Source organism: Lentilactobacillus kefiri, from assembly GCF_007989105.1.
Taxonomy (GTDB): domain Bacteria; phylum Bacillota; class Bacilli; order Lactobacillales; family Lactobacillaceae; genus Lentilactobacillus; species Lentilactobacillus kefiri.
The window spans coordinates 23996-48226 of record NZ_BJVK01000014.1 but is presented as its reverse complement, the minus strand read 5'-3'; the positions used below and the strand labels follow the sequence as shown (position 1 = coordinate 48226).

Annotated in this window: 27 protein-coding genes; 20 read left to right on the top strand and 7 right to left on the bottom strand. The window is 41.0% G+C overall.

Going from position 1 to position 24231, the window contains the following annotated elements; translation table 11 throughout:
• Positions 1-30 precede the first annotated feature (30 nt).
• The 5 genes from LKE01_RS06605 (at position 31) to LKE01_RS06585 (ending at position 3941) form a co-directional block, all read left to right on the top strand.
• A complete protein-coding gene (locus LKE01_RS06605) occupies positions 31-513 on the top strand; it encodes a hypothetical protein (RefSeq protein WP_056982282.1) in 483 nt (160 codons plus the stop codon).
• Positions 514-533: 20 nt separating this feature from the next.
• The gene (locus LKE01_RS06600; protein ID WP_056982290.1) at positions 534-1364 is read left to right on the top strand and encodes a hypothetical protein; all 831 of its coding nucleotides are present in this window, start codon (positions 534-536) and stop codon (positions 1362-1364) included.
• A gap of 174 nt (positions 1365-1538) precedes the next feature.
• On the top strand, positions 1539-2033 hold the full coding sequence (locus LKE01_RS06595; protein ID WP_056982296.1) for a DUF5067 domain-containing protein: 495 nt from the start codon (positions 1539-1541) through the stop codon (positions 2031-2033).
• Positions 2034-2159: 126 nt separating this feature from the next.
• Positions 2160-2696: a hypothetical protein gene (locus LKE01_RS06590; RefSeq protein ID WP_056982297.1), complete on the top strand. Its 537-nt coding sequence runs from the start codon at positions 2160-2162 to the stop codon at positions 2694-2696.
• A gap of 339 nt (positions 2697-3035) precedes the next feature.
• A complete protein-coding gene (locus LKE01_RS06585; RefSeq protein ID WP_056982299.1) occupies positions 3036-3941 on the top strand; it encodes a zinc ribbon domain-containing protein in 906 nt (301 codons plus the stop codon).
• 53 nt (positions 3942-3994) lie between these two features.
• Here the strand turns inward: LKE01_RS06585 and LKE01_RS06580 are convergent, their stop codons facing one another.
• Both LKE01_RS06580 and LKE01_RS06575 read right to left on the bottom strand, forming a co-directional pair.
• Entirely contained in the window at positions 3995-4396 is a 402-nt protein-coding gene (locus LKE01_RS06580; RefSeq protein ID WP_054769266.1) for a pyridoxamine 5'-phosphate oxidase family protein, read from the bottom strand.
• Between the two features lie 58 nt (positions 4397-4454).
• The gene (locus tag LKE01_RS06575; RefSeq protein ID WP_054769265.1) at positions 4455-5012 is read right to left on the bottom strand and encodes a VanZ family protein; all 558 of its coding nucleotides are present in this window, start codon (positions 5010-5012) and stop codon (positions 4455-4457) included.
• 195 nt (positions 5013-5207) lie between these two features.
• Here LKE01_RS06575 and LKE01_RS06570 point away from each other — a divergent pair, with 195 nt between their 5' ends.
• Positions 5208-5426 carry a hypothetical protein gene (locus tag LKE01_RS06570; protein ID WP_056982301.1) on the top strand — a complete coding sequence of 73 codons (219 nt, stop codon included), beginning with the start codon at positions 5208-5210 and terminating at the stop codon, positions 5424-5426.
• A 103-nt stretch (positions 5427-5529) separates the two neighbouring features.
• On the opposite strand, the gene LKE01_RS06565 is transcribed toward LKE01_RS06570, so the two are convergent.
• Positions 5530-6294 (bottom strand): DUF4931 domain-containing protein, encoded by a 765-nt coding sequence (locus LKE01_RS06565; RefSeq protein WP_056982303.1) that lies wholly within the window; start codon positions 6292-6294, stop codon positions 5530-5532.
• A gap of 168 nt (positions 6295-6462) precedes the next feature.
• On the opposite strand from LKE01_RS06565, the gene LKE01_RS06560 reads away from it, so the two are divergent.
• The 8 genes from LKE01_RS06560 to LKE01_RS06525 all read left to right on the top strand — a co-directional run bounded on the left by LKE01_RS06560 (position 6463) and on the right by LKE01_RS06525 (position 14354).
• On the top strand, positions 6463-7659 hold the full coding sequence (locus tag LKE01_RS06560; RefSeq protein ID WP_056982305.1) for a hypothetical protein: 1197 nt from the start codon (positions 6463-6465) through the stop codon (positions 7657-7659).
• A 237-nt stretch (positions 7660-7896) separates the two neighbouring features.
• A complete protein-coding gene (locus LKE01_RS06555) occupies positions 7897-8529 on the top strand; it encodes a DUF3862 domain-containing protein (RefSeq protein WP_054769262.1) in 633 nt (210 codons plus the stop codon).
• Positions 8530-8568: 39 nt separating this feature from the next.
• The gene (locus LKE01_RS06550; protein ID WP_056982307.1) at positions 8569-8856 is read left to right on the top strand and encodes a putative quinol monooxygenase; all 288 of its coding nucleotides are present in this window, start codon (positions 8569-8571) and stop codon (positions 8854-8856) included.
• Between the two features lie 168 nt (positions 8857-9024).
• Positions 9025-9453, top strand: a complete 429-nt coding sequence (locus tag LKE01_RS06545; protein WP_056982309.1) for an OsmC family protein — start codon at positions 9025-9027, stop codon at positions 9451-9453.
• A 264-nt stretch (positions 9454-9717) separates the two neighbouring features.
• Complete coding sequence (gene ppcA / locus LKE01_RS06540; RefSeq protein WP_056982311.1) at positions 9718-11226, top strand: phosphoenolpyruvate carboxylase; 1509 nt, start codon at positions 9718-9720, stop codon at positions 11224-11226.
• Positions 11227-11339: 113 nt separating this feature from the next.
• A complete protein-coding gene (locus LKE01_RS06535; protein ID WP_054769261.1) occupies positions 11340-12314 on the top strand; it encodes a TMEM175 family protein in 975 nt (324 codons plus the stop codon).
• Positions 12315-12420: 106 nt separating this feature from the next.
• Entirely contained in the window at positions 12421-12846 is a 426-nt protein-coding gene (locus LKE01_RS06530) for a hypothetical protein (protein WP_054769260.1), read from the top strand.
• Positions 12847-12914: 68 nt separating this feature from the next.
• Positions 12915-14354, top strand: coding sequence for a C69 family dipeptidase (locus tag LKE01_RS06525; RefSeq protein ID WP_056982313.1), 1440 nt, complete (start codon positions 12915-12917; stop codon positions 14352-14354).
• Positions 14355-14601: 247 nt separating this feature from the next.
• On the opposite strand, the gene LKE01_RS06520 is transcribed toward LKE01_RS06525, so the two are convergent.
• Both LKE01_RS06520 and LKE01_RS06515 read right to left on the bottom strand, forming a co-directional pair.
• Positions 14602-15060, bottom strand: coding sequence for a nitroreductase family protein (locus tag LKE01_RS06520; RefSeq protein WP_054769259.1), 459 nt, complete (start codon positions 15058-15060; stop codon positions 14602-14604).
• Between the two features lie 62 nt (positions 15061-15122).
• Entirely contained in the window at positions 15123-15812 is a 690-nt protein-coding gene (locus LKE01_RS06515; RefSeq protein WP_056982315.1) for a hypothetical protein, read from the bottom strand.
• A 235-nt stretch (positions 15813-16047) separates the two neighbouring features.
• Between LKE01_RS06515 and LKE01_RS06510 the strand changes: the two genes are divergently transcribed.
• The 6 genes from LKE01_RS06510 to LKE01_RS06485 all read left to right on the top strand — a co-directional run bounded on the left by LKE01_RS06510 (position 16048) and on the right by LKE01_RS06485 (position 20847).
• Positions 16048-17190 (top strand): NADH-dependent flavin oxidoreductase, encoded by a 1143-nt coding sequence (locus LKE01_RS06510; RefSeq protein ID WP_056982317.1) that lies wholly within the window; start codon positions 16048-16050, stop codon positions 17188-17190.
• Positions 17191-17313: 123 nt separating this feature from the next.
• Positions 17314-17679 carry a hypothetical protein gene (locus LKE01_RS06505; protein ID WP_054769256.1) on the top strand — a complete coding sequence of 122 codons (366 nt, stop codon included), beginning with the start codon at positions 17314-17316 and terminating at the stop codon, positions 17677-17679.
• Positions 17676-17990 carry a hypothetical protein gene (locus LKE01_RS06500; protein WP_054769255.1) on the top strand — a complete coding sequence of 105 codons (315 nt, stop codon included), beginning with the start codon at positions 17676-17678 and terminating at the stop codon, positions 17988-17990. Before LKE01_RS06505 ends, LKE01_RS06500 begins: the two co-directional genes overlap by 4 nt.
• A gap of 15 nt (positions 17991-18005) precedes the next feature.
• Complete coding sequence (locus LKE01_RS06495; RefSeq protein ID WP_054769254.1) at positions 18006-18452, top strand: hypothetical protein; 447 nt, start codon at positions 18006-18008, stop codon at positions 18450-18452.
• A gap of 233 nt (positions 18453-18685) precedes the next feature.
• Positions 18686-20101 (top strand): DHA2 family efflux MFS transporter permease subunit, encoded by a 1416-nt coding sequence (locus tag LKE01_RS06490; RefSeq protein ID WP_056982319.1) that lies wholly within the window; start codon positions 18686-18688, stop codon positions 20099-20101.
• A gap of 26 nt (positions 20102-20127) precedes the next feature.
• Positions 20128-20847, top strand: coding sequence for a sulfite exporter TauE/SafE family protein (locus LKE01_RS06485; RefSeq protein WP_054769253.1), 720 nt, complete (start codon positions 20128-20130; stop codon positions 20845-20847).
• A 281-nt stretch (positions 20848-21128) separates the two neighbouring features.
• Here the strand turns inward: LKE01_RS06485 and aldA are convergent, their stop codons facing one another.
• Positions 21129-22604 carry an aldehyde dehydrogenase gene (aldA, locus tag LKE01_RS06480; protein WP_054769252.1) on the bottom strand — a complete coding sequence of 492 codons (1476 nt, stop codon included), beginning with the start codon at positions 22602-22604 and terminating at the stop codon, positions 21129-21131.
• A gap of 232 nt (positions 22605-22836) precedes the next feature.
• The gene (locus tag LKE01_RS06475; protein ID WP_056982321.1) at positions 22837-23958 is read right to left on the bottom strand and encodes an NAD(P)-dependent alcohol dehydrogenase; all 1122 of its coding nucleotides are present in this window, start codon (positions 23956-23958) and stop codon (positions 22837-22839) included.
• Between the last annotated feature and the right edge of the window lie 273 nt (positions 23959-24231).

The window sequence follows — 24231 nt, the reverse complement described above, 5'->3', positions numbered from 1 at the left end:
ACACGTAAATAAGTTCGAGGGGGCACTATCATGAGTAATCAGACACCATCACGGCTAGAGCGGAAGCAAACCAAGAAAGAACAGAAAAAATCAAAACACACTAAATTAATTGTCTTTTTGAGTATTCTAGTGATTCTTTTGTTCGGCTTTTTATACGTTGGCCACCAAGTACATGAACTGACTGATGCCCAACGGCAAACCAACACGATTTTGGACAAACCAATCAAAAATACGGTTGTTAAAATTGTTCAGCCAAAGCTACCGGAAGAGATTCGACCACAAGTTGTCAAAATTATCCAGGAAGAACCCCTCTACCGAATCCAGCAGGCCGCTGATAATCCGGCTCTATTCCAGCAAATTGCCGACAAATATCAAGTACCCGAAAATTATGTTGCACCTGCCAAGCAATATTGGTTCAGCCAGCAAAATACTGCATTACGTTCGGACATCTATCATGCCAAACTCATGCAAATCATATCGGAACTTCAAGCATTAAATAATTCTAATTCATGATTATTAGGGGAAAATATTAAATGAAATTCAAATCACTTTTGTTAATGATCACCGCAGGCACAACTTTGGGAATTGGTATGACAATGTCAATGCCCACGACTCACGCTGCCGGCTATCAGCGTGTCAAAACGCAATGGCAATCTTCACCAGCCTATTTCCAAGTTAAGTCTCAATACAAACATAAAAAAGTCTATATGTGGAACAGTAAGCATACTAAGCGAATTCTTCAGTTAAACAACTATCCAAACACTAATTGGCATCGCAATCATACTTACACTTACAAACATAATGGTAAGCTCTCGATATACTATGGTATCAGTGGCTGGACGCCGAAGAACGATTACACTCGAAAGGGCATTGTTTGGCGCGGATATCTTCGTCCAGGTTATAATACGAATTATAAAGCCTGGAACAATCTGCCACTGGGAAACTTTTCCAATAACCAGGAATATGTTGAATATATTAATGAGTCCCCATCCCAGAAATTTTCTAAAAAAGTCTTAAAACTATTTCCAAACACAAAATTGTCTTGGAAACTAAGTTATGAATGGGCTTCATTCCCTGTTCAAACTGACTCCACCACGGGTATTAAATCACTTCCATCATTCACTGACGTAATTGTGTTAAACTCGGTAAATAAATATTTTGATCGCGCATTTTATAAAAATAATGTGTCTGATAGCCAACGATTAAAATTGGTCAAAACAGCCTTGGATAAAGCTGGCTATGGCCAGACGAAGCGTGAATCATTGAGTGATTATCAAATTGGAATATTCTATTATGATAAACACCATCAAGAAAAAGTTGATGAGTATCCTGGAATTGTTTTAGCTAAACCTATTCAAAAATAATCGAATTTTTTAGATATAAGCAGAGCTACGCGTTAGCTCTGCTTTTTCTATGGAACGGTGTTGGCAACAATTAATCAACCGACTCAACAATTTTTGAGTTACTTTTTAACCATAATCACGTAAAATATTAATAATATGAGATTTTATAAATGTAAAAGTATTGGAGACTGGAAAATGAAAAAAGCAATTATGTTTGTTATGACATTCATCGCGGCTATTTCGCTTGCGGGTTGTGGTGCGCTGGGCCATAAGAATTCTTCCAACAATCAAAGCTTCAGCAAAAATTCCCTTAAGGTTAAAAACTTCCAACTAAAAATTACCAAAACCACTGTTATTCCAGCTGGTGAAACCGGTAATGAGTTTGGTAAAAAGCCAATATTTGCCGTTTGGTATCCCATCAAAAATACCAGTGGCAAAAAGATCACCCCAGTGGCTGCTTCCTCGGTGCTTCATGCATATCAACCAGCGAAGTCAAAGGAAAAGTTAACCGCTGCTCCCCTTCCCGATGAAAAGCTGGCTGCCAGCAACAAAGCTGTTATCAAGAAAAATCAATCGGTAAAGGGCTCGTTGGCATGGAACTTATATGATACAAAATCACCAATTAAAATTCATGCTGTCAAGTATGGCACCAATCAAAAAATCGGTGTTCAAACATACAGCATCAAATAAATGAGAACAACTCAAGGAATCCGGCCACCAACTAATGGCTGGATTCTTTTATTTCTCGGCTCTTTCATGGAACCACACTTGTGCTAAAATTCAACTGTATTCAATTTTTCACGTTGGAGGAATTTTATGCATAAATCAAGTGCTTTAATCATGACAATATTATCCGGATTACTTCTTAGCGGCTGCATGAATGATTCAACAAGCCACTCCCATAAAACCATCGCTAAGGTAACAGCGAGTGCCGTTTCAACATCTTCAGCAAAGCAAACCGCCGAAAATCCAAAGCTATCTACCAAACAACAGACTGCTTACAACGACACAATGTCCCATGCCCTGATCCAGGATCAACAGGATGCTCGTCAAGGTAAAAAGTCGTATAAATGGTCGTTGTACATTAAGGCAATATCATACGATATCGACAATGGATATCTTGTTAAGGTCAACAATCATTTTCAAAGTTTAACAACTGCTCAAAAGACGGCCGTGGGCAATCATGTTCAAAGCTTTGCCCAATCTCAGTTAATGATGATTGGTAAGCATGTTAAAGCGACGGGACCGGTCCCATATCTGGTCTTCAAATTAGATGGCAGCAAGATCGGTCATTCCGACAAAGCAGTGCCCAGCAGCTTTAAATTTTCAACAAAATCAATTCAACAAAAATAGTCAACTCATAACTTTAAATATATTTTTTCGCTCTCACCACCGAGTTGATCATGACCTATAAAAAGAGGACTTGGAAACATCTCAAGTCCTCCTTTCCTATCGTTTTAAACCCCTTCCTTGAAGGATTTCCTTACTGGGATACAACGATAGGCCTTTGCCATCATACGGTGTCCAAAAAAATGATTGACGTGGTCCCCATTGTTTATGTATAGTTAAAAAGCTCGTCAAAATACAATCCAGCATTTTTAGTACTCAGGAGCATCTTCGCCATGTTCCTGGGTCATTTTTTGTCCACAACCGATGACAATAAAAGCCGTAAATATTTCTTGGAGGATCATTATGAACGAAGACACAAAATTTTGTATAGGCTGTGGCAAGGAGATTCCTGCTGCTGCGCAGTTCTGCCCTTATTGCGGTAGCAAACAGTCTGCTCTCAGCGGTAATGCAAATACTCAACCACCGAAAGCTGATTCAAATAACGCAGAAGCAGCCCCACATTCCCTTGCTCGTGAAAATTCGAAGCAACTTTGGTACAAGAATTGGATGGTTTGGGCAATTATTGTTTTAGGAGTTGGCCTGGTTACCTGTATTGCCTTATTAAACAGCGCTCGAACAACAGTTGTCATGCGACCCGCTACGAGTTCGAAAGTAAATAAGAAAAAAACTGCTGCAAAGAAAAAGGATCCAAATGAAATCCCGTCAGATTCATTAATCCACCCATCAAAAGTTGGTCAATGGAAAAATAGTCCGATTATTGGAAAAGCAACATTGATTGGACTGGGAGTCAAACCAAACGAAACTTTAAAGGATGGACCATTATCGATCAAATTCAAACATGCTGAGGTTGATAAAATACATGCAAATACACAAGATCAGCTTCAAGAAGCCAATGATACATTTAATAAAGACAACATTCCTAATGACTATAGTCGAATTAAAATTGAATATGTTGTAAAGAATAATTCGAATCGCGCAATCGAGTTTGGGGGAATTAAACAAGTTGTTTATGCAAATGGATATCAGACAAATTATGACGATGATTCAATGAGTGACACTGGTTCCACCGATGAGATCTCCCCAAACGCTAAAAGAGTTGAATATGCGTTGATCTTGTTGGGAAAATCAACAACCACCCTAAAACCAACCTCAATCAAAATCTTGACAGACGAGTCAGACGATGCAAAATCATATGACGCCGTTTCTAATGGAATCACTTTTTCAGAAGACATTAGCTACCAAGCATAAAACACAAAAAACACCGCCACCAAAATATGATGGACGGTGCTTTACTCAAAAGTTTATTCTTCAAATAACTTTCCTGCTTTAGGGCCTGGATCCAATGTCCAAATCTTGTCGATCGTGATTACGCCAGCACCCTTAGGAACTGGAAACTTTCCAGCTGCCCATTTTGCGGCTTGATCATAGAAATCACCATCGGTGTAAATCTTGGCAGTCCCGCCAAAACGGAAGCCTTTCAGTGCCTTGGCATTAGAAACGGCAACAATTGCTTTTCCGTTATTGTTAATGTTGGCTTGGGTCTGCCCGCCGGTCATTTCATTATAGATTAAATGTTCATCATCCAAAACCCGCATTGAAATCTTTGGGCCAACATCCGGATTACCATCTGCATCAACGGTTGAAATATACGATAATTCTCCGGCAATCATATCTTTCATTGCCTGATTTAACTTTGCCATCATAACATCCCCTATTAACTTTTAGTAAGTATATTTTAGGGCCTGCTGAGTGAAAGGGCAATCATTTACCCTTTTGTCCTGGATAGGTTAGAACGGAAAAACGTTTAAGAAGATTTTTGAGGATGGTATGGGATAAAATCTTTAACACCAGCCAACCCACTAATACGCCGAAGGTATTCGTCAAGACATCATTGATATCCACCCATCTCGACAAGCCGACGCTTAAATCAAGAATCAATTGGAGAAATTCAATTGTGACACTGACACCAACTCCGGTTACCAGCACCTTGCGAAACGAAAATTTAGGCAGCAACAGCCCCAAATAGATACCCATCGGCAGCATCATAACCACATTTTGATAAAAATCCGCCGTGGTACTCCAAAACGGGATCAGGTTAATTGGCGCCGTACCAATCATCATTGGTGATACGTGCTGAGGGCCAACAAACGCGTATGACGTTGGCGCCAACGTGAGATAGCTGACGACCAACACATAGATAATTGCCGATGCAATTGTAAGCAGCTGACACCACGTTAACCGTCGCAAATTCCCCGATTGCATTTTCAGCCAAACCAACACACCTGTAATATTTAATAAATACGGAAGCCATTTAACCATTATTTCCCACCTTTCTTTCTAAAGAGCTGACGTGCTTTTCCAACAACTAACTTCATTCTAGAAAGGATCGGTTAAGTGAAACTTAAATCTTAAGGGATTGTAATCGCCTTAAGATAAACATAATATTAATTGCATAGTTGCCATCGGCGGATACTAATGCTATCTTTACAAGTACATCATTTTTGGAGGCATAACATGGACATCACTCTAGCTATTATCTGGATCATTTTAACCGCGGCCATTTTTGTGATCGTGATTGGCGCATTTTATCTCATCTATAAAAACGCCCGTGGCGAAACCGCCCCGTTCAAATGGCGCCACCTTTTCATTGCCTTGGCAATTCTCAGTTTGATTTTCACGCTGTTTGGCGGCTTATTGTCGATCATCAGCAATCTCTCGTATGGTACGCCTTAATGATATAAGGTGTGCTTTTTTACTCAGGCAATTTGATGAAGTTGAACAACCAACGATTTTGACATAAAAAGGAACGGCACATGCCGTTCCTTTTTCGTCTGATTTATAACCGTTCCCGAATATCAGTGGCAATCTTATCCAGTCGGGCTGCATTTTGAACCTGTGAAATCTTATAGCCGACAAAATACGGTGAGGTCGCATATCGGGGAACAACTTTACAATAAAACTTCCCTGCCATTTGATAAAAGAACAGGTTGTAAGACGTCAACCTGCCACCCATATAATCATTCAACAGATACTTCACAATCACTTGAACTGCGTCTGCCAAACGACCAATTTGGGCAACCCCATCGATGGCGATGTTAATTTCAACAAATCCAATAATCGGATGAGTTGAAATTGTGATTGCGACATCATCATCTTTCACAATCTCCACACCAACAAAATTACTTGGCTTGATATTCTCATACACGTCGTAATTGTTAAGCCCAACGATTTGAAAATGCGGATGCCGTAAACTGCCACCGGACAACGGGCCAAAGCTTTTGTACATAATGGTACTTTGATATTTATTGGAAACAATCATCTGATGCCAACATTTAAACGCAAACTCAAACACTTTTCGATTCTGCTCGACTGAATAAGTGGAGGGTCCGCCTAAATGGTCGCTGGATTCGATCACAACAGTTTGAAATGTATCTTCCAGTGTTCTAAATTTGTTCACCAGCCAAATTCGATCATCATCTTGAGCAAGAATATTGGTCAGGTGGGCAACATCGCAAAATGGACAGTATCCTTCGGGATGGCGGATATTTTCAGGTTTACCTTTGGCAGCTTGATAATCAAAAACAAGCGGTTGATTTGCCAATCTTTTCCCCTTCTTTCTTTTCAGCTTTATGGGTTCATTATATTCGAAAATGTGAAACAATTGGTGAATAATCTTCCTTGAATGAAGAATATTTGACTCTCAATTGGAATTAAAGATAGACTGTTGAGTGAATATTTAAATCATAACCACATTGGGGGAAATCGCTAAATGAAAAAATTAATTCAAATTTTCGGTATGCTGATGGCTGCCGTATTAATAGGACTGATCACGCAAATCAGCCCGGTTCAAGCCGCTCATAACGGTTACCGAATTAAAGTGTTAAAAACCTACCAGACCGATGATGGTGCTGCCAATGCCTATCATGCAAAGCCCAATACTAAAGCATATGTATATAGCAAATACTTTGGTGGATCTGAAGACAAGGTATTCAACCTCAAAAATTTTCAAAAGAAACTCTACAAATTATCCAAGTATCGTTCAACAACCTGGTTCGTTCAGCAAAAAGTCCGAGTTTATCACAAATTGAAGCAAGGAACGTATTACTGGGTTCGCAACCTCACCGCGGGTAAACAAGGCTATGTCAAAACAAGCGCCCTTCAAAAAGGTTTTAGCCCTTATGGATACCAAATTATTTCTAAAAAATATGGTGTCAAAAATCGCGGTGATTTTTACATCAAAAACAAATCCCAGAATGTTTATATGTGGGACTGGACTCACACTAAAAAGCGATTAAATCTTAAAGACTACCCTGGAATGACCTGGGGTTGCTCTCACGTCGCAACTGTTCGTCATCATGGTGTCGACACTCAATATTATTATCTTGGCGGCTATTTGAGAGGCAATGGAAAATATGTCAGCGGCTATGTTTATTCAGGCAACGTAACCGAAGGCACAAATCATGACTATGCTGGTCAAAGTATTGTTTATCCCAACGAATTCTCAAACAGTTCCAACTATCTGCACTATATCCAAACCGGTCATTATCAAAAACTCGCCAGACAGATCGTAAAATTGTTCCCCAACACGCCTGTTGATCTTGGCTTATCAAAGATTGCTGCGTATAACTACGCTGCTGATGATGAAGGGGTCCTATGGTATGAAGATAAGGAGCCTGTTTCAACAAAGGGTTATAGCGATATTATTTCACTCAAATCAGTCAACAATTATCTGTATAAACACAAAACCGCTAGCAATGCGACAAAACTTGCCGGCTTGAAAAAAGAACTTGTGAAGGCTGGCTATCCAGCATCCAAGCGGGCATCGTTATCAGGATATAAACTAGGCATTTATATCGTCAATAATATTCCTGACAAATATGGTGCCGTTATTCAAGATGGCGGGTACGGGCATGCAAGTGTGTTCGCCTTAATTCTGGGCAAGAAAGATGCATCATCAACGAATTAAAGATTACCAAAAGCCTGGACCACCAGTAGAAATATTGATGGTCCAGGCTTTTTTTATGCCAACTTTTATCTGACCGGATGACCTCAAACCAGTAATTGCCACAATTTATTGCCAATCAATTTGATAAAAGTGTTGCTATTTATTAAAATCCTAATATAGTAAATAAGTATATATTTAAGTCTAAAATTCATAAACACCTATTTAACCGAATTTAGCTCAGCTAAAAGGAGGGATTCTATGAAAAAAGCCGCTACATTCACAGTTGCATGCATCGGGACACTTCTACTGGCAGGCTGTACCCATTCCAACACCACCAAGAAATCAGCCAAAGACCATTACGCCATTCAGCAAACCCCCGCTCAATTCAAACATGACCGAGCCGTTGAAGGAATCAACCTGGCCAATTTTAATCGAATCAACATCGGTAATATCAACGATGGTACCGACGGCTCTTCACAACAACAGGTCATCAAGCTGTTCGGCAATCCGGAGCATGTCAGTCGGGTTTTCGTGAAGGGCGTCAGCAAGAAAACCACTCAGTACATATGGAAAGACGTTTCGTCGTCCTTCCCCGTTTCAAAAGTCAAAGTCCAATTTCTCAATCATTTAGCAGTTGGAAAGTCCTACTTTCCGACTTCTAAAGGAAATATCAAAACCATTCCAAAAGCCAAGATTAAGGGCCTCCACCTCGGAACTACTTACCAATCAGTCATTGACGCCCTCGGGACCCCAAATGGCCAAACAATCGTTGGTCAGGGCCCCCTATCAGGGAAATATCTGCTTTACGCTGTTGGTCGAAAAGGTTCAGCCTATGATCTGACATTCACAGATGATAAATTAAACAATAAGTTCAAAACTTCGATATACTAGGGGTGTACATGACCGACTATTTTAGAGGAGGCTGGAAAAATGAAAGTTATTAACGTTGAATTATCAGTTAAACCAGGAATGCAAAAGGATTATGAAGCCTTTATCGATGAGCTCGTGAACGGTTCACGAGGCGAAGCCGGTAACGTCAGTTACAATCATTTCAAAAAATTGCACAGCGATACCGACTATGAAATCATTGAACATTGGAAAGATGCCGATGCAGTTGAATTTCACAATGAAACCCCTCATTTCAAGAAGTTTCTTGCCGGAGTCGGCGATTTTCTAACCAAGGATCCGGTCATTATCAGAATGGACTATAACGAATAATTGATTATCACAAGAATGCCAATAATTGAAGATCTGACACATCAAAACTGTGTCTGGTCTTCTTTTTTTGAATCAGTTCATCCCCACTTTCATTTTTATAAACAAACTTGATTGAGATTTTGTTGTAAGCGCTTATAATATTGGTAAGAAAACTTGGGAGGTTTTAAAATGCCAAAAGATGAAAGATGGGAAAAACCGCTGTACCAAACCGAAGCCGTTAATGATGAAGGCCTGAATGGTCACGCTTATGTTCCCGACGGAATAAAAGTTGAAACCAGTAATCCACTTAATTCAAGACCAGGTACCAACCCGGAACAACTGCTGGGGATGTCTTTGGCAACGTGTTTAGAGGCAACCCTGCAGGCCATTGAACGGGAAAATGGCCTTCCTCATACTGCCGAAGTCCACGTTGATGTCGCCTTCATCGGTGACCGTGCCGAATATCAATTCTTGGTTCACGCGAAGATCCTGATTAAGGGCGTTGATTTTGAAACAGCTGACAAGCTTGCCCAGGAAGCTGAAAATCGCTGCCCAGTTTCCAAATTATTAAAGAGTAGTGGTAACTACACAGCAGAAACAGCCACAAGTTTTGACTAAGTTTTAAACGCCAGTTCACAACGAATAATGGCGTTTTTTATTTGGCGAATGTTCTACATCTCACTGAAATAACTGGTAAAATTTCACAATAAGCTGTAATATTTAGTTGAAATAACTAATTAACTGATTAAATTATTCATGAATATTCGGATATTTAACTGTTTTATGAATTTGACCAATTTGTTAATATTATTTTCAGTTTTACTCGTTTTAATGTATAATCATTCTAAATGAAATTTACTAAATCTCAGGAGGCATTCTTTTATGGATAGAAAAATCCCTAGTATTATGGGTACCCAACATCCAGATAACGCAGGAGTTCCGTTCTTTAAGCACAACGATAGCCCATCTGTTTCCGCATTTCGTGAAATTGATGAAGCCTACCAAAACTTTTCCAAGCTTGGTGCCGACGAATACATGTGGGACTGGGAAGGTAAACACGCCGATGCTTCAGTTATCGACCGTTTATATTCCGAGCACTACGAATATTTCCAAAAGCATCCCCTTGGCAAAGACAAGTTTCTGACTTTCCGTCTCCCCAATATTTGGGAAGAAAAAGGTTACAGCTTGATGCAGGCAATGACCACTATCTTGTCCGCTGAGGATTTTGCTTATGATCTCGGCTTCAAGGAACGTCCATTATTTGAAGCAATTTTGCCAATGACCCAATCAGCCGACCAGCTGATTTCAATGGAAGACAAATTTGCCAGCCTCTCTCACTACAAGTCAACTGAATTTAACACTGGGCATAAAGATTCAGACACCCTTCAAATGATTCCATTGTTTGAAGGTTTTGAATCACAATTACATGCCCCACAAATTTTGAAAAAGTATCTTGAAATGTACAAAGACCACTTTGGCCGCGAATTACACTACATGCGTGTGTTCCTTGCCGGATCAGATTCCGCCCTTTCAAATGGTTTCTTGAACAGTATCATCGGAAACAAGTTGGCATTGACCGGCTTGGCTGAATTCGAACAGGAAACCGGCATGCCAATCTACCCAATCGCCGGAACTGGAAGCACCATCTTCCGTGGCGGGTTGTCACCAATGATGATTGACCGTTATCTTGAAGAGTTCCCTGGTTTGAAGACTGCCACCATCCAATCAGCATTCCGTTACGATTACCCATTGGATGTTGTTGAACCAGCCATCATCAAACTTCGCGAAGGCCTTCAAAAGAGCAAATTCGAAATCATCAACCATGATGATCAGGAGATGCTTTTGGATATCGCCAAGAAAGCCGCTGCAGAATACCACGAAACATTGGATCCACTTATCAACGACTTACAACCAGTCTTCGATGCATTCCCTAAGCGCCGAGATCGTCACCAACACGTTGGAATCATCGGTTACTCAAGAGACGTCGATGGTTACAAGATGCCACGTGCCATCACATTTACCGGTGCGCTCTACTCAGTCGGAGTTCCGCCAGAATTTCTTGGAACCGGCCGCATCTTAAATAAATTAAGCGAAAAAGAATTAAACACCCTGTTGAAGTATTATCCAAACATCAAGCATGATTATGCTCACGTTGCGCAATACTTCAGTAAAGATGCTTTGGAAGCACTCCAAGCAAAGAATCCAGCTTGGAAGGCAGTCGACGAAGATATTGAAGCAATTGAAAAATTATTTGATATCAAAGCCGGTCCTCAAACACCAGAGCAGGAAAAGCATGCCCAATTAGCTTCTGATTTAGTTAAGATTTCTGACAAGGAAACCAAGACGACCTTAATCAGCCGTCAAGCTATTTTAAGAAAGTTCCTGGGATAATTACAAATTAATTGCAAGCAAGGTGAGAAAACCGATTTTGACTTTCTCACCTTTTTTGTTGGCTGAAGAAAGATCATTATTTCTAATCAATCAATTTATCGGGAGAATTTAACATGAAAAAATTGAAAGCGCGGTTAGATGCCTTCAGCGACGCTGTCATCGCAATTATACTGACGATCATGGTTTTGGATTTGACACCAGTTTTAAAGGATAATATCAGTGATTATTTGACATTAGCAAAAGAAATTGGTGTTTATATTATCAGTTTTGCGTTCGTTGCTAATAATTGGTATCAACACGCAACTTTATTTAATGAAATTGACGATATGAGCTACAGAATTATGTTATACGACTTTTTATATCTGATTCCGTTATCCCTCACCCCGTTGGCAACTAACATGATGGCCAGTAACACCACCAGCATTACAGTCGTGGCATATGGAATTTTAGTGGCAATTGTGAGCCTGTGCTTTCGGATTTTGGCGCGAGCAGTCACTAATTTTCAATACACCAACAAGTCTCAAATGCGGGAAATTTACACCAAAATCTACGGTAAACACAATATCTACTTTTCCCTGTTTAACGTGGTATTGATCGTCCTCGGTTACTTCTTCCCACAAATTGTTCTGTGGTTTTTCCTGCCATACCCACTTGTCTACATGGTATTCAGCAGTAACGACCGCCAACAAATGTACGATGCCGCTCAGCTGACAGCAAATCAACGGGAACAGTATTTACAGCTGCCGACCGGAGAATTGCGGAAATTCCAAAAGTTGGTTGAAAATGGTCTGTCATCTACCAGCCCGGATTCATCCACACCTAGTCAGGAAGCTTCGGAACAAGCCGGCCACCATTCATGGTTGGACAGGGCCATCAATCCGGAAAACGAATCAGCCGGCACCAGCCACTTGGATATTGATGAAATCCGTCAGTTGCGCCGCAAGCAATGGCAGCAATTCTTAAAAGATACCAAGACCCAGTATGATTTTAAGAATCATGCACAAAATAATGCCGGACAGTTGGCCAATAATACTTCACACCACACTGAACGTCATCCACGTGACCAGTCTGATGATCACAAGAATTGATAAGTTCTGAGATAGATATTCTGTGATTTTTATGTATTTCGTTTTATACTTAACACGTAGGTTATATCACTTACATTATTATAAAATATCAAGGGAGATAATTTTCATGATTAAGAAGACATTTATGCTCGCTGTTGCAGCACTTAGCTTTGGTGGATTTGTTGCCGCATCACAAACCCCAACTGCTAGCGCCGCTTCAAAACCAATGGTTGGTAAAATGACTTATCACAAGATTAATGCTACTGCCAAGATTGGTAGCAACTACAAAAACTTCAAATTAACCAATCACGCTCAAAACAGTAACTTCAAGCACATTAAGACCACTTCTTGGAAGAAAGCCGGATTGAAGAAAGGCTCAGTTGTAAAGATTGATTTATACGGTATCCAAGGAACTCAATTCAACTGGTACCGAATTTCCAAGTACACCAGCAAGAAGACTGCTAAAAAAGCCAAGGTTCAAAAGTACTGGGTATATGGTCAAGCTTTGGACTTCACAAAGAGCAGCAGTAAGATTGTTAGCTTAGCTTACTAATTGCAATTCAGTTTTAATCCCGTCCCTCAAAGTGGTACGGCCTACAAAAATTAAAGGAATGAATTTATTTGAATAATTTTCATAATGTATCCAGCTGTACAGCATTTTTAGCTGGAAAAGACGCAACTGTTGATGGTTCGACCATGATCGCTCGAAACGAAGACGCCGGGGGCGGAATTAATGCTAAACGATTTGTAGCTGTTATGCCCGAGGATCAACCTCGGGAGTACATATCGACTTTTAACAAATTTCAAGTAAAACTACCCGATAATCCTTTACGATACAGCGCAACACCCAATGCAGATGTCAGCGATGGTGTCTGGGGTGAATCAGGAATCAACACTGATAATGTTGCCATGAGTTCAACTGAAACCGAATTTACCAATACAACCATGTTGGGACTCGATCCTTTAGTTCCCGATGGAATTGGTGAGGAAGCAATGTTGACAGTCACCCTTCCCTATATTCACAGCGCTCGTGAAGGTGTTAAGCGCCTTGGTGCGTTCGTTACCAAATATGGGACATGCGAAAGTAACGGAATTGCCTTTTCAGATTCCGACGAAGTTTGGTACTTTGAAACAGTTGGTGGCCACCACTGGGCTGCTGAACGAATTCCTGATGATTCGTATGCGGTTGCCCCTAACCAAACCGGTATTCAAGAAATTGATTTTAATGATCCTGAACACTACATGTATTCAGATGACTTGAAAGAATTTGCCGAGAAAAACCATTTAAATAAAGGTCGCAAAGGCTTTAACTTCAGAGATATCTTCGGTGAAGACACCCAAGCCGATCACTATTACAACACTCCTCGTGTTTGGTATGGCCAAAAGATGTTCAACCCAGAAATTGAACAGGATCCAGAAAGTCGCACAATGCCATTCACTCGGGTTGCCGATCATTTAATTTCTGTTGAAGACATTGCTTTCTTCTTAAGCAGCCATTACCAGGGAACTGATTTTGATCCTTATGGTAAAACCGGTACTGAGGAATCCCGTCTTCGTTACCGTCCAATCGGCATGAACCGGAACCAGGAAATGCACATTCTCCAAATTCGTCCCGGCTTCCCTGCTGAACACGCCGCAATCCACTGGTTGGCAGAAGGTGTTAACGAGTTCAACGCTCCAGTGCCATTCTTTGCCAACTGCACAGACACACCGGACAACTTCAAGAACACCCCACTTCGAACAACCACTGAAAGTTTCTACTGGTTAAACAAGTTGGTCGCAATGTTGGCCGATCCGTTCTTTGCAGAACATGACCTGGAAGCAATGTTTGCTGTATCAGAAAGCCGCAAGTTTGGCTTTGCCAATGGCAGAGCAGCGGTCGCAACAGCCGATGCCGAATTTAAGAATATTTCCGCAGATAAAGTCACCGACTGGCATAATCAAGTTAATGAAAAGATTGCCAATACGATTACCGAAAACGTCAAGGACCTTCTTCATCAGCTGGTATTGATGAGAGCTGAAAAGATGGTACCAACGTTTGAAAAGGGCGGAGAATTGTAGGAGAGTGTGAAGCAAGCCGGTTAGCTTTCGAGCATTAGTGTAATAACAAGCTTTAACGCTGGTTCTGCGTTGAAGTTTGTTATTGGACTAAGCGGAGAAGGCTGGCTTGGTGAACACGTTTTGGAAGCCGAAGGGAGCAGTAAAGAAAGTCTCTTCACTTCCTAACAAACTAAATAACATATTGAACACAAAAAATGGATTAACCTCCCAACCCAAGTTGAGAAGTTAATCCATTTTATTATCTAAATCACTTAACCATATTTGTCTTAATCCGGTCTAACGGAATCTCTCGTGGTGTAAATTTTTCATCCGTCTGGCCAAGGGTTAATGCAAACGCAGGCTTGAATCCATCAGGAATCACATCACTTGGAATTGATTCCAAGCTGGCCATATTGTAATTAGCTCCTAGTCCCTGATCTTCTGCAGCCAGTTCCATGTTGTGGACGATGGCACCTGTTGAAACTTCATCCGATGCGCTGTCTTCTTTAATTGAAACAACGATCACCGTTGGGGCTTCATAAATACCGTTCAACTTGGATAAAACTTGTGGATCTTGAATCACCGTCAGACGATAATCGTCATAACGTCCCATGCCAACTGGACCAGCATTTGCGGCTACCAAAATTTCGTGTAGCTGATCATCGCTAATTTGACCTGAATATTTCCGAATGGCTTTACGAGATTGAATCATTTTTAATGTTTCCATTTAATATTCCTCCAATTTTGACTCCATCTCTATTGTAACCGCTTTTATAGAAAAAGTATCAATCACATTAACTTTACAGATCTTCGGATATTATTCACTATTTTATTAACTTGTTCTTGTGAAACCGAAAAACCATTGTCGGCCAACCAATTTGTCAGCCAATTTATACTATCAGTGAGTTTTTCATCCCTATTAAATACGAAATGCTGCAGAATCAAACTGCTTTGATCTTGAGTCAATCCGATTTCCCATTGAAACGGCAATTTAAAAGTCGGATTTTTAGACTGAATTTCAGCAATAATATCAACCATAACGCTGTTCATTTGGAATAACACCGCATGTAAAGCAGCTTCACTTTTTTTATCCGTTAAATGAATATCCTGCCAATTATTGGGCATATAACAAACCTCCTCATCGTTAATTTCGTACCAATCTTGATAAGAATCGACCATTCTTTTCACATATTCTTCTGGCATCTCGTACACATTCTGCTGTATCCAATTAGTAAGCCAGCTTTTACTTGCATCAAAGCCATCACGATGATTTTTAAAATAGTCACAAATCTGTTCATGTTCGTCCTTAGTTAATCCGAGGCATTCAATAAACAGCGAGGGCCGATTGTATTGGGGATTAATGGCTTTCATTTCATCAACAATATTGTCCAAAACGACATTTATTTGATAAAGCGCTGCTTGTAAACTGACCTCAGACTTTTTATCGCTTAGTTCAATATCCAGCCTGCTGTATGGCATTTAATATCCTCCTTTAATTCCAAATAAAAAGGTGCAAATTATATTGCCAAGCCTTTAAAGATTCACTTGTTAAATGACTGAATTTTTTATTACCTTATCATGCCTTGATAATTAAATGCAATGTTCATTAACACGATTACGGAATAATATAAATGACCATTTCCAAACACAATCCAAATTTTCTTTTATAATAAAGGTAATACATTGTTAAAATTAAACTCATTGGAGGTTTCCCATGACTAACTATAATTTCTTACAACCAGCAAAATTACGAAATGGTGTCACAATTAAAAATCGGATTGCCATGTCCCCTATGACCGAGATGTCCAGCTTTGAAGACGGCTCAATTACCAATGACGAAATCGACTACTTCCGCATGCGGGCTGGCGGTCCCGGTATGATCATCACCGGCTGTGCCAATGTGAATGATTTAGGCAAAGGCTTTGAAGGTGAACTCAGCGTTGCCCACGAAAAAATGCTGCCGGGCTTATCACGCTTGGCCAATGCCATCAAAATCAACCACACTAAAGCAATTCTTCAGATCTTTAGTGCCGGTCGCATGAGCAATTCACGTGTTCTTCGTGGCCACCAAACAGTGTCCGCAAGTGCAGTTGCTCCCGAACGTTGGGGAGCCGAAACACCCCGTGCCCTTTCTGGTGAAGAAGTTGAGCAAACCATTAAAGATTTTGCCAACGCCACCCAATTAGCAATTAGTGCCGGCTTTGACGGCGTGGAGCTTCATGGTGCCAACACCTACTTGATCCAACAATTCTTCAGTCCCCACTCCAACCGCAGAACTGACGACTGGGGCGGTTCCCTGGAGAAGCGGATGCATTTCCCCTTGGCCGTCGTTGATGCCTGTGCAGACGTTATTAAGCACTCTGATAACCCTTCATTCATTTTGGGGTATCGAATTTCACCGGAAGAAATCGAAGAACCCGGTATCAGGATGAGCGACACGTCGGCCTTAGTTAAAGAATTAAACAAAAAGCCAATTGATTACCTGCACATTTCTTTAGCCGACGCTTGGCAAGGATCAATCGTTGACCATGACGACAAGCAACCGCTCTTCCAAAAGATTCAAGAAGTCCTGGCTGATGATTTGCCATTAATGGTCGTCGGTCACTTGGCATCCCCTGCCCAAGTCGAGAAATTAATCGACGCCGGGGTTCAGTTCGCTGCTATTGGTCGGGAGTTAATCCGTGAACCAAAGTGGGTTCAAAAAGTTGCGGCTGGTGATGAGAAAGCCATCCGTTATACCTTCTCATTACGTGACGTCGATGAATTAAAAGTCACCCCACCATTACTGAACTTCTTACGAACCGCGTTTAAGAAGGGCTTCCCGATTTCGACAGATGAGAAGCAAATTCGAATTTAAAATTGTAACATTCGTTAATCCCAAAGCTGACAGTCATTTCAGCTTTGGGATTTATTTTTCAAGCGTGTTCCCCTTGACGATTAGAACATATGTTCGTATATTAAACGTATGGGGGTGTTTAACATGATTCGAGACGTTCCACGAGATCAATGGCTTTATAACGACCGCGGTATGATGAAGTGGCTGGGTTACTTTTTAAGTGACCACAACCAGGATATGGCTGACAAAAAAGTCGAGGAGGTCCCGACTCATCGGCTGCCGGAACAGGAACCGGAAGTTATCGACCGTATCTTACAGGACAGTTGGCAAAATTCCAAACAAATTACGCTTCAATTAAATGATGATGGCTACTTAAACGTTTATAATATAAGTGGTATTGTAATTGGTGCGAATGATAATTTTATCTATCTTCAAACCGATCAGATGGTTACAATCAATGTAAACGATATTCGCCATGCGAAACTCAAAGAAGGAAGTAAGCTAATTTGAAACAAACCATTAGTGTCCCCTGCACCAACAACGAAATTACAATTATGGTTGACCTGATCAACTACCAGTATCTGGCACTTCGCCGAGCATCATTGGACGTGGCCCCATTCAACTCGGTAAATGTCACTTTGACTGATGAAAAGGTCGACGGCCACGCCTACTATGAAGTTGCCGGTTTTAGTGTCGCCAAGTCAGCCCAACTGGAATCCGTTGATTTAATTCCGGGAGATTATGTGGTTTATCGTGCGCTTCCCGGCAGCGAGCCAAGCATGGTCATTCAATTAGTTCATAAATTTGAACAGGCAAGTTAATTGGAGATGACAATCATGAATAAAGGAACCCAACTGTTGGCAGCCACAATTGTCTCACTGGGATTTCTGGGAGCTGCCACAACAACTCAAGCTGCAACTTGGCATCATGGAACCCCAGCGGCACTTCGCGGTGATTGGAAAGATAAAACAATTAATATCGGTAAACGTTTTGGGATAAAGAAATGGTACAGTTATGAATCTGCACAAGTAAAGAAAACCAGCGTTAGGGCTCATTTGACTCAATCAACCGGATGGTACATTACGAATACCAAATGGAAATACGTTGGTTCAAATGCTTACATGATTGTTGGAACAAATGAAATAAGCGAATTGCCAGAAGTAGCCCGTTTTACATTTAAGCGTGTCGGTCACAGTTATGTACACATCTATTATAATGGCCGGAATATTGCCAAGGACACGCCATTTTCACCCTACTTTTATCGGGTTTCTAAACGAGCATAAAAAGATTATTAAGAACAGAGGCTGGAACATTTTTGTTCCAGCCTCATTTTGTACCCAAAAATTATCTGATAAGATTACGCCAATAATCTCCTCGTCCTCTGGAAAGGCCATCCCCATTTTATTTCTTAATGAATGATTACCAGTCAGCTATAAACCTATTGCAATTCACCCTTTTTAAAATTACACTATTTAGAGTGCTAATTTTAAAAAATACATAATCGGAAGTGCTGTTCATGTCTAAAAAAATTAAATATGCCTTATTTATCATGGTGTTCGGAGCTTTCTTCGGGATCCTCTGCTCAACTCTCATGAACGTTGCACTGCCAACTTTTATGAAAGTGTTCAACGTCCCTTCGGCTACCGTTCAATGGATCAGTAACGGCTATATGTTGGTGAATGCCATCATGATTCCAGTAAGTGCCTACTTTACCAAAAAGTTTACTTTTCGCTCACTCTTTATTGCATTTACCGGCGTCTTCCTGCTGGGAACGGTGGTCGGTGCCATTGCGCCAAACTTCTTTATTTTGATTATTGCCCGAATGATCCAAGCCATTGGTTCTGGCATGATGATGCCGTTGGTAAATACCCTTGCAATTCGATATGCCGAACCAGGAAAAAAAGGTGCGGTGATGGGAATTGTCGGCTTGGCATTTAACTTCTCGCCAATCATTGGACCGACTTTGTCTGGGGTTATTTTGGACTTCTTTTCATGGCGCTACCTGTTTATTCTAGTCATTCCATTTATCGTCGTTGACTTAATCTTGGCGATGAGCCTGTTGCCAAAAGTTCCAACCAATCAGGAACCAGCGTTTAACGTTGAAGGGCTGATCACCATCAGCTTGGGACTATTGGGATTGCTCTGGAGCTTTTCAAATGTCAGTCAGTACTCCATTGAATCAATGACCGTCTGGCTGCCATTTATCATTGGTGTCATACTGATTGGAATCTTTGTCTTCACTCAAAAGGATTCCGATCATCCCTTCGTCAACCTGGCAGTTTTTAAAAACTCTCAGTTTACAACCGCGACGATCGTTAATTCACTCATTGTTTCCACAATGTATGGAAATACCATTTTGTTGCCCCTGTTGATTCAAACCATTATGGGTCAAAGTCCCATCATTTCCGGTCTGGCTTTACTTCTAGGAGCCATGTTAACCGGGTTCATGTCCCCAGTCAGCGGTCGGCTGTTTGATCGTTATCCGGTTCGAATTATTGTCACAACCGGAATCTTGATTGACTGCTTTGGTACTATGATGCAGGCGTTCATTGACGTCAATGCTTCAGTGGGAATGCTGACGGTTGGTCAGACAATTCGTCAATTAGGTTTGGTATTAATTCTGATCCCAATTCAAACTCAGGCACTGTCGTTTTTACCCAATGATATGATCGCTGACGGAGTGGCTGCTTTTAACACCCTGCGCCAAATTGCCGCTTCGTTTGGGACAGCCATCATTGTCGCAACCATTAACATTACCAGCCACCTGTTTATTGGTCACACCCACAATCAGCAAATGGGTATCCAGGCAGGCTTTACCATGTGTCTGGTATTTCTGATCATCGCCCTGTTTATGTCCCGAAGACTGTACACAAAGCACTCTTCAACGCCAAAGATTCACAAACAGGCACACAAACGTTTATCCAATATTTAATTCAGTTATGAGAAAGGAGCCTTGGCATGACAAACTTTGTCTTTGTCTTACTTCCTGCAATTCTTGCCGGAATTGTCCAAGGGGTTACCGGATTTGGTTCCGCCATCGTCTTGATGGTGTTTCTGCCAACCATTTTGCCAATTCCCCAAAGTGCGGGAGTTGCATCCTTAATTATGTCAGTCGCTAATATTATGCTTGCTTGGCGATATCGTCACAGTGTTAAATTCAAGCGAATTATATGGCCGTTTCTGGTCTATGCCAGCGTAGCCTTCATGGCACTCAAGCTGGTTAATCTAATTGACGTCCACCTGTTAAAAGCCATGTTAGGCGGTTTACTGGTTGCTTTGTCACTCTATTTTTTATTTGTTAAATCCGACTCAAAAAAGCATTACCCAATTTACATAGCAATTATTTTTATGGTTGTTTCCGGCTTTTTCAATGGCCTCTTTGGAATTGGCGGCCCACTAATGGCACTGTACTTTCTCTCATTGGCAAAAACCAAGGAAGAATATTTAGCCTGCATCCAGACCTTCTTTTTAATGGATCAGTTATATATCACCAGTGTCCGTTTCTATAATGGTATTTTGGGTGTCAACGATATCCCATTGATTTTATTTGGGGTTGTCGGCGGCGTTATTGGGACAATGATTGCTAATCGAATCACCGTTCACATGAATATCAAAATGATTCAAACCTGCGTCTTCGTATTGATTGGCGTTAGTGGACTGTTTTATTTGTTTCAATGAAGGAACAATTTTTGATCAAAATACCCAACACACAAAGAAGCCAACGATGAACAAAATCTGTTCATTGTTGGCTTATTAATTTATGCTGTGGGTTACTCGTGTCCGGCATATTCTGCTAAACGTGCTTCGGTGGCACTTGTTCCCTGCACCTATCCTAAACGTGCTTCGGCGGCACTGATCCCTGCACCTAACCAAAAAAATTCCTCAAGGAACAAGGACCGTTCCTTAAGGAATTTTTTCAGTTAGGCTACGGGATCACCCGTGCCTAGTCGCACTCTATTCTATCCTTGGGCCTTTTCTGGATGTCCTTGCAGGTAGATTACGTGGGTATTCAAGAATTCTTCAATACCGTGACGACCATCATCGCCACCGATACCTGATTCTTTCCAGCCTGAGTGTGAACCATTCATAGCTTCAAAGTTGAATCGGTTGATGTAAGTTTCACCATCTTCAAGTTCGTTGGCAGCACGCATTGCGTTGTCCAAGTTCTCGGTGAAGATTGATGAAGTCAAACCGAAGTCTGAATCATTTGCCATTTCAATGGCATCGTCCAAAGTCTTGAAGGTCAATACTGGAAGTACTGGGCCAAAGATTTCGTCTTGAACGATTTCTGAATCTTGTTTGACATTAGTGATAACAGTTGGTTCGTAGTAGAATCCGTTTTCGATGTTCAACTTGTGACCACCGGCTGTGATCTTGCCGCCAGCTTCAACTGCCCGGTCAACCATTCCGGCAACCTTATCCAAAGCTGCTTGGTTGATCAATGGACCCATGCCGACGTTTTCATCTTTCATAACGTTGCCGACAGTGATCTTTGACATCTTGTCAGATAACTTCTTGATGAATTCATCTGCGACATCTTCTTGAACGTATACCCGTTCACAGTTGTTGCAAAGTTGACCATTGTTATCAACACGTGAGTCAATGATTGATTGAACGGCCAAATCGATATCAGCATCCTTGCATACAATAGCTGGTGCTTTACCACCTAATTCAAGTGATACCTTAGCCATATGAGTAGCAGCTCCTGCCATTACTCGCTTACCAGAATCAACAGAACCGGTCAAACTGATAATGCCGACCTTCTTGTTCTTGGTAAGTTCATCACCAACAACTGAGCCACGGCCTGAGATAATGTTAACAACACCCTTTGGAATACCAACTTTTTCACAGATCTTAGCAAACTCAAGACCCAAGTTAGGGGTGTCTGATGATGGCTTCATAACGATGGTGTTGCCAGTTACCAAAGCTGGACCCATTTTACGGGCAATTAAGAAGAATGGGAAGTTCCATGGTAAGATTCCGGCAGCAACACCAATTGGTTGCTTGGCAATCATGATGTTTTCGTTCTTGTTGTCTGATTGAAGAATTTCACCTTCATATGTTCGAGCAGCACTTGCCATGTAGTCAAAGTAGTCAGCTGAGAACATAATTTCAGTGGTAGCTAATGACTTGATCTTACCTTGCTCCTCTTGAAGCATTTCAACCAAGTGATCTTTTTCGTTACGAACTTCAGTAGCAACATCGTGAAGATATTGACCACGAGTTGCGGCTGGAACTTTCTTCCATGATTTTTCAGCTTCATATGCGGCGTCGATTGCTTCTCTGGCTTCCTCACGAGTTGCAGCTGGAACTGTTGAAATCTTTTCACCAGTTGATGGATTGAGAACCGTAATTTCATTACCTGATTTTGAATCCATAAACTTTCCATTGATATACATTTGGTAGTGCTTTAATGCAACAGCATTTTGTGCCATAATATTTTGCTCCCTTTCAAGATACCTGTCGGCAACAGTGTAATTGAACGCCATGTGGCAGGAACAAATATTTTAATTTTTTGTGTTAATTTTTGAATGTTTCGCTTTTACTTTGCCGAAACGTGTTCCTTGGGCAATGACTTCCTGCTAAGCACCTCAATTCAAAATCAAACTCGATTTTGAATTGAGGAGACTTAGCATCCAGTCATTAAACGCCCCAACTCACACTCTCTTACTTGCCCGGCTTATAATCCTCATCAATGATCAATACAGGCTTGATTGTCTTACCACTGACAGAATCTGCATTTGCTTGGTTAATTTGATCAAATTTGTAGAACTTTTCAGTCTTATCAAAATCAAACATGCCGAGCTTGTAGAATCTGATCAAACGAGGAATGTCAACTTGAGGAATTGAGTCACCCATGTTAACACCAACGACTTTACGATCGCTGACACATAGGTCGTTCCAAGTATCCAAGTCAACATGTTGGTCAGTAACGGCAATGGTTGCGGTTGTTCCGCCTTGTGCCAAAGCTTTGATGGAATCTTCCATAACAGCTTTAACACCAGTTGTATCAACAGAGTAATCAACACCATGACCATCAGTTAAGTCTTGAATTGCTTTAACAGGATCTTCATCTTTACTATTAATAGCATCCGTTGCACCTAATTCCTTGGCCAACTTCAAACGGTCAGGAACGATATCAACGGCAATGACTTTGGTGCATCCGGAAATTCGGCCGGCCATCATAGCAGCCAAACCAACAGCACCAGTACCGAATACGGCAATGGTTGAACCTGGTTCAGGCTTCAATGTGTTGAAGACTGTTCCACTACCGGTTACATATCCACAGCCAAGAGGTCCAAGTTGACGTAAGTCCAAATCCTTTGGAACTTTAACGGCGTTACGTTCGCGGACAACGGTTGTCGTGGTGAATGATGATTGGTCAAACATATCAGCAACCTTGTGACCATTTTCTGTAAAGTGGGCACTGCCGTCAGGACGAACACCTGACAAGTTGTTTGCTGCGTAATTTAAGCATTGGGTAGGAATACCCTTTAAACAGTTGATACAGTTGCCACATCCATAGAATGAAAGGACAACATGATCACCGGGGTTGAAGTCCTTAACTTCAGGACCAACCTTTTCAACAATTCCTGATCCTTCGTGACCAAGAACGATTGGGTAACCAATTTCAGCGGTACCTTTACGCAAAGCTTCATCAGAATGGCAAATACCGGTGGCAACCATATGAACTTGTAAATCGTCTGCCTGCATATCTGCTAATTCGACGTCATCTTTGATTTCAAAGTCTCCGCCTTTTTTGTTAACAACAGCTGCTTTAATTCGCATAATCACATCTCCAAATTATTTATTTGTTAATTAATGAGCAATTGCAAACAACAGAAAAGCAAATGATTATTCAGCGCTTACAGAAGTACTAATATGTGAATTAATCATTTGCCCTTTTCAAATAACAACCGCTTACAATGCTTATTATAGGCGAGTGTAAATAAATTTCAATGTTTGCATTTTATTTTTTTCTGAAATAAACGATAAAAATCACGAGACCCATACTCTGGCTTTCACTCTCGCAATTTCAAAAAAATATTGAAGATTGTGAAT

Excerpts from the sequence above, each read along its gene's own strand:
- LKE01_RS06530 (WP_054769260.1), top strand. The coding sequence starts at position 12,421 with ATGATTAAGAAGACATTTATGCTCGCTGTTGCAGCACTTAGCTTTGGT.
- LKE01_RS06510 (WP_056982317.1), top strand. The coding sequence starts at position 16,048 with ATGACTAACTATAATTTCTTACAACCAGCAAAATTACGAAATGGTGTC.
- LKE01_RS06550 (WP_056982307.1), top strand. The coding sequence starts at position 8,569 with ATGAAAGTTATTAACGTTGAATTATCAGTTAAACCAGGAATGCAAAAG.
- ppcA (WP_056982311.1), top strand. The coding sequence starts at position 9,718 with ATGGATAGAAAAATCCCTAGTATTATGGGTACCCAACATCCAGATAAC.
- LKE01_RS06570 (WP_056982301.1), top strand. The coding sequence starts at position 5,208 with ATGGACATCACTCTAGCTATTATCTGGATCATTTTAACCGCGGCCATT.
- LKE01_RS06560 (WP_056982305.1), top strand. The coding sequence starts at position 6,463 with ATGAAAAAATTAATTCAAATTTTCGGTATGCTGATGGCTGCCGTATTA.
- LKE01_RS06515 (WP_056982315.1), bottom strand. The coding sequence starts at position 15,812 with ATGCCATACAGCAGGCTGGATATTGAACTAAGCGATAAAAAGTCTGAG.
- LKE01_RS06505 (WP_054769256.1), top strand. The coding sequence starts at position 17,314 with ATGATTCGAGACGTTCCACGAGATCAATGGCTTTATAACGACCGCGGT.
- LKE01_RS06485 (WP_054769253.1), top strand. The coding sequence starts at position 20,128 with ATGACAAACTTTGTCTTTGTCTTACTTCCTGCAATTCTTGCCGGAATT.
- LKE01_RS06490 (WP_056982319.1), top strand. The coding sequence starts at position 18,686 with ATGTCTAAAAAAATTAAATATGCCTTATTTATCATGGTGTTCGGAGCT.
- LKE01_RS06605 (WP_056982282.1), top strand. The coding sequence starts at position 31 with ATGAGTAATCAGACACCATCACGGCTAGAGCGGAAGCAAACCAAGAAA.
- LKE01_RS06555 (WP_054769262.1), top strand. The coding sequence starts at position 7,897 with ATGAAAAAAGCCGCTACATTCACAGTTGCATGCATCGGGACACTTCTA.
- LKE01_RS06535 (WP_054769261.1), top strand. The coding sequence starts at position 11,340 with ATGAAAAAATTGAAAGCGCGGTTAGATGCCTTCAGCGACGCTGTCATC.
- LKE01_RS06475 (WP_056982321.1), bottom strand. The coding sequence starts at position 23,958 with ATGCGAATTAAAGCAGCTGTTGTTAACAAAAAAGGCGGAGACTTTGAA.
- LKE01_RS06520 (WP_054769259.1), bottom strand. The coding sequence starts at position 15,060 with ATGGAAACATTAAAAATGATTCAATCTCGTAAAGCCATTCGGAAATAT.
- LKE01_RS06595 (WP_056982296.1), top strand. The coding sequence starts at position 1,539 with ATGAAAAAAGCAATTATGTTTGTTATGACATTCATCGCGGCTATTTCG.
- LKE01_RS06495 (WP_054769254.1), top strand. The coding sequence starts at position 18,006 with ATGAATAAAGGAACCCAACTGTTGGCAGCCACAATTGTCTCACTGGGA.
- LKE01_RS06600 (WP_056982290.1), top strand. The coding sequence starts at position 534 with ATGAAATTCAAATCACTTTTGTTAATGATCACCGCAGGCACAACTTTG.
- LKE01_RS06590 (WP_056982297.1), top strand. The coding sequence starts at position 2,160 with ATGCATAAATCAAGTGCTTTAATCATGACAATATTATCCGGATTACTT.
- LKE01_RS06585 (WP_056982299.1), top strand. The coding sequence starts at position 3,036 with ATGAACGAAGACACAAAATTTTGTATAGGCTGTGGCAAGGAGATTCCT.
- LKE01_RS06580 (WP_054769266.1), bottom strand. The coding sequence starts at position 4,396 with ATGATGGCAAAGTTAAATCAGGCAATGAAAGATATGATTGCCGGAGAA.
- aldA (WP_054769252.1), bottom strand. The coding sequence starts at position 22,604 with ATGGCACAAAATGCTGTTGCATTAAAGCACTACCAAATGTATATCAAT.
- LKE01_RS06575 (WP_054769265.1), bottom strand. The coding sequence starts at position 5,012 with ATGGTTAAATGGCTTCCGTATTTATTAAATATTACAGGTGTGTTGGTT.
- LKE01_RS06545 (WP_056982309.1), top strand. The coding sequence starts at position 9,025 with ATGCCAAAAGATGAAAGATGGGAAAAACCGCTGTACCAAACCGAAGCC.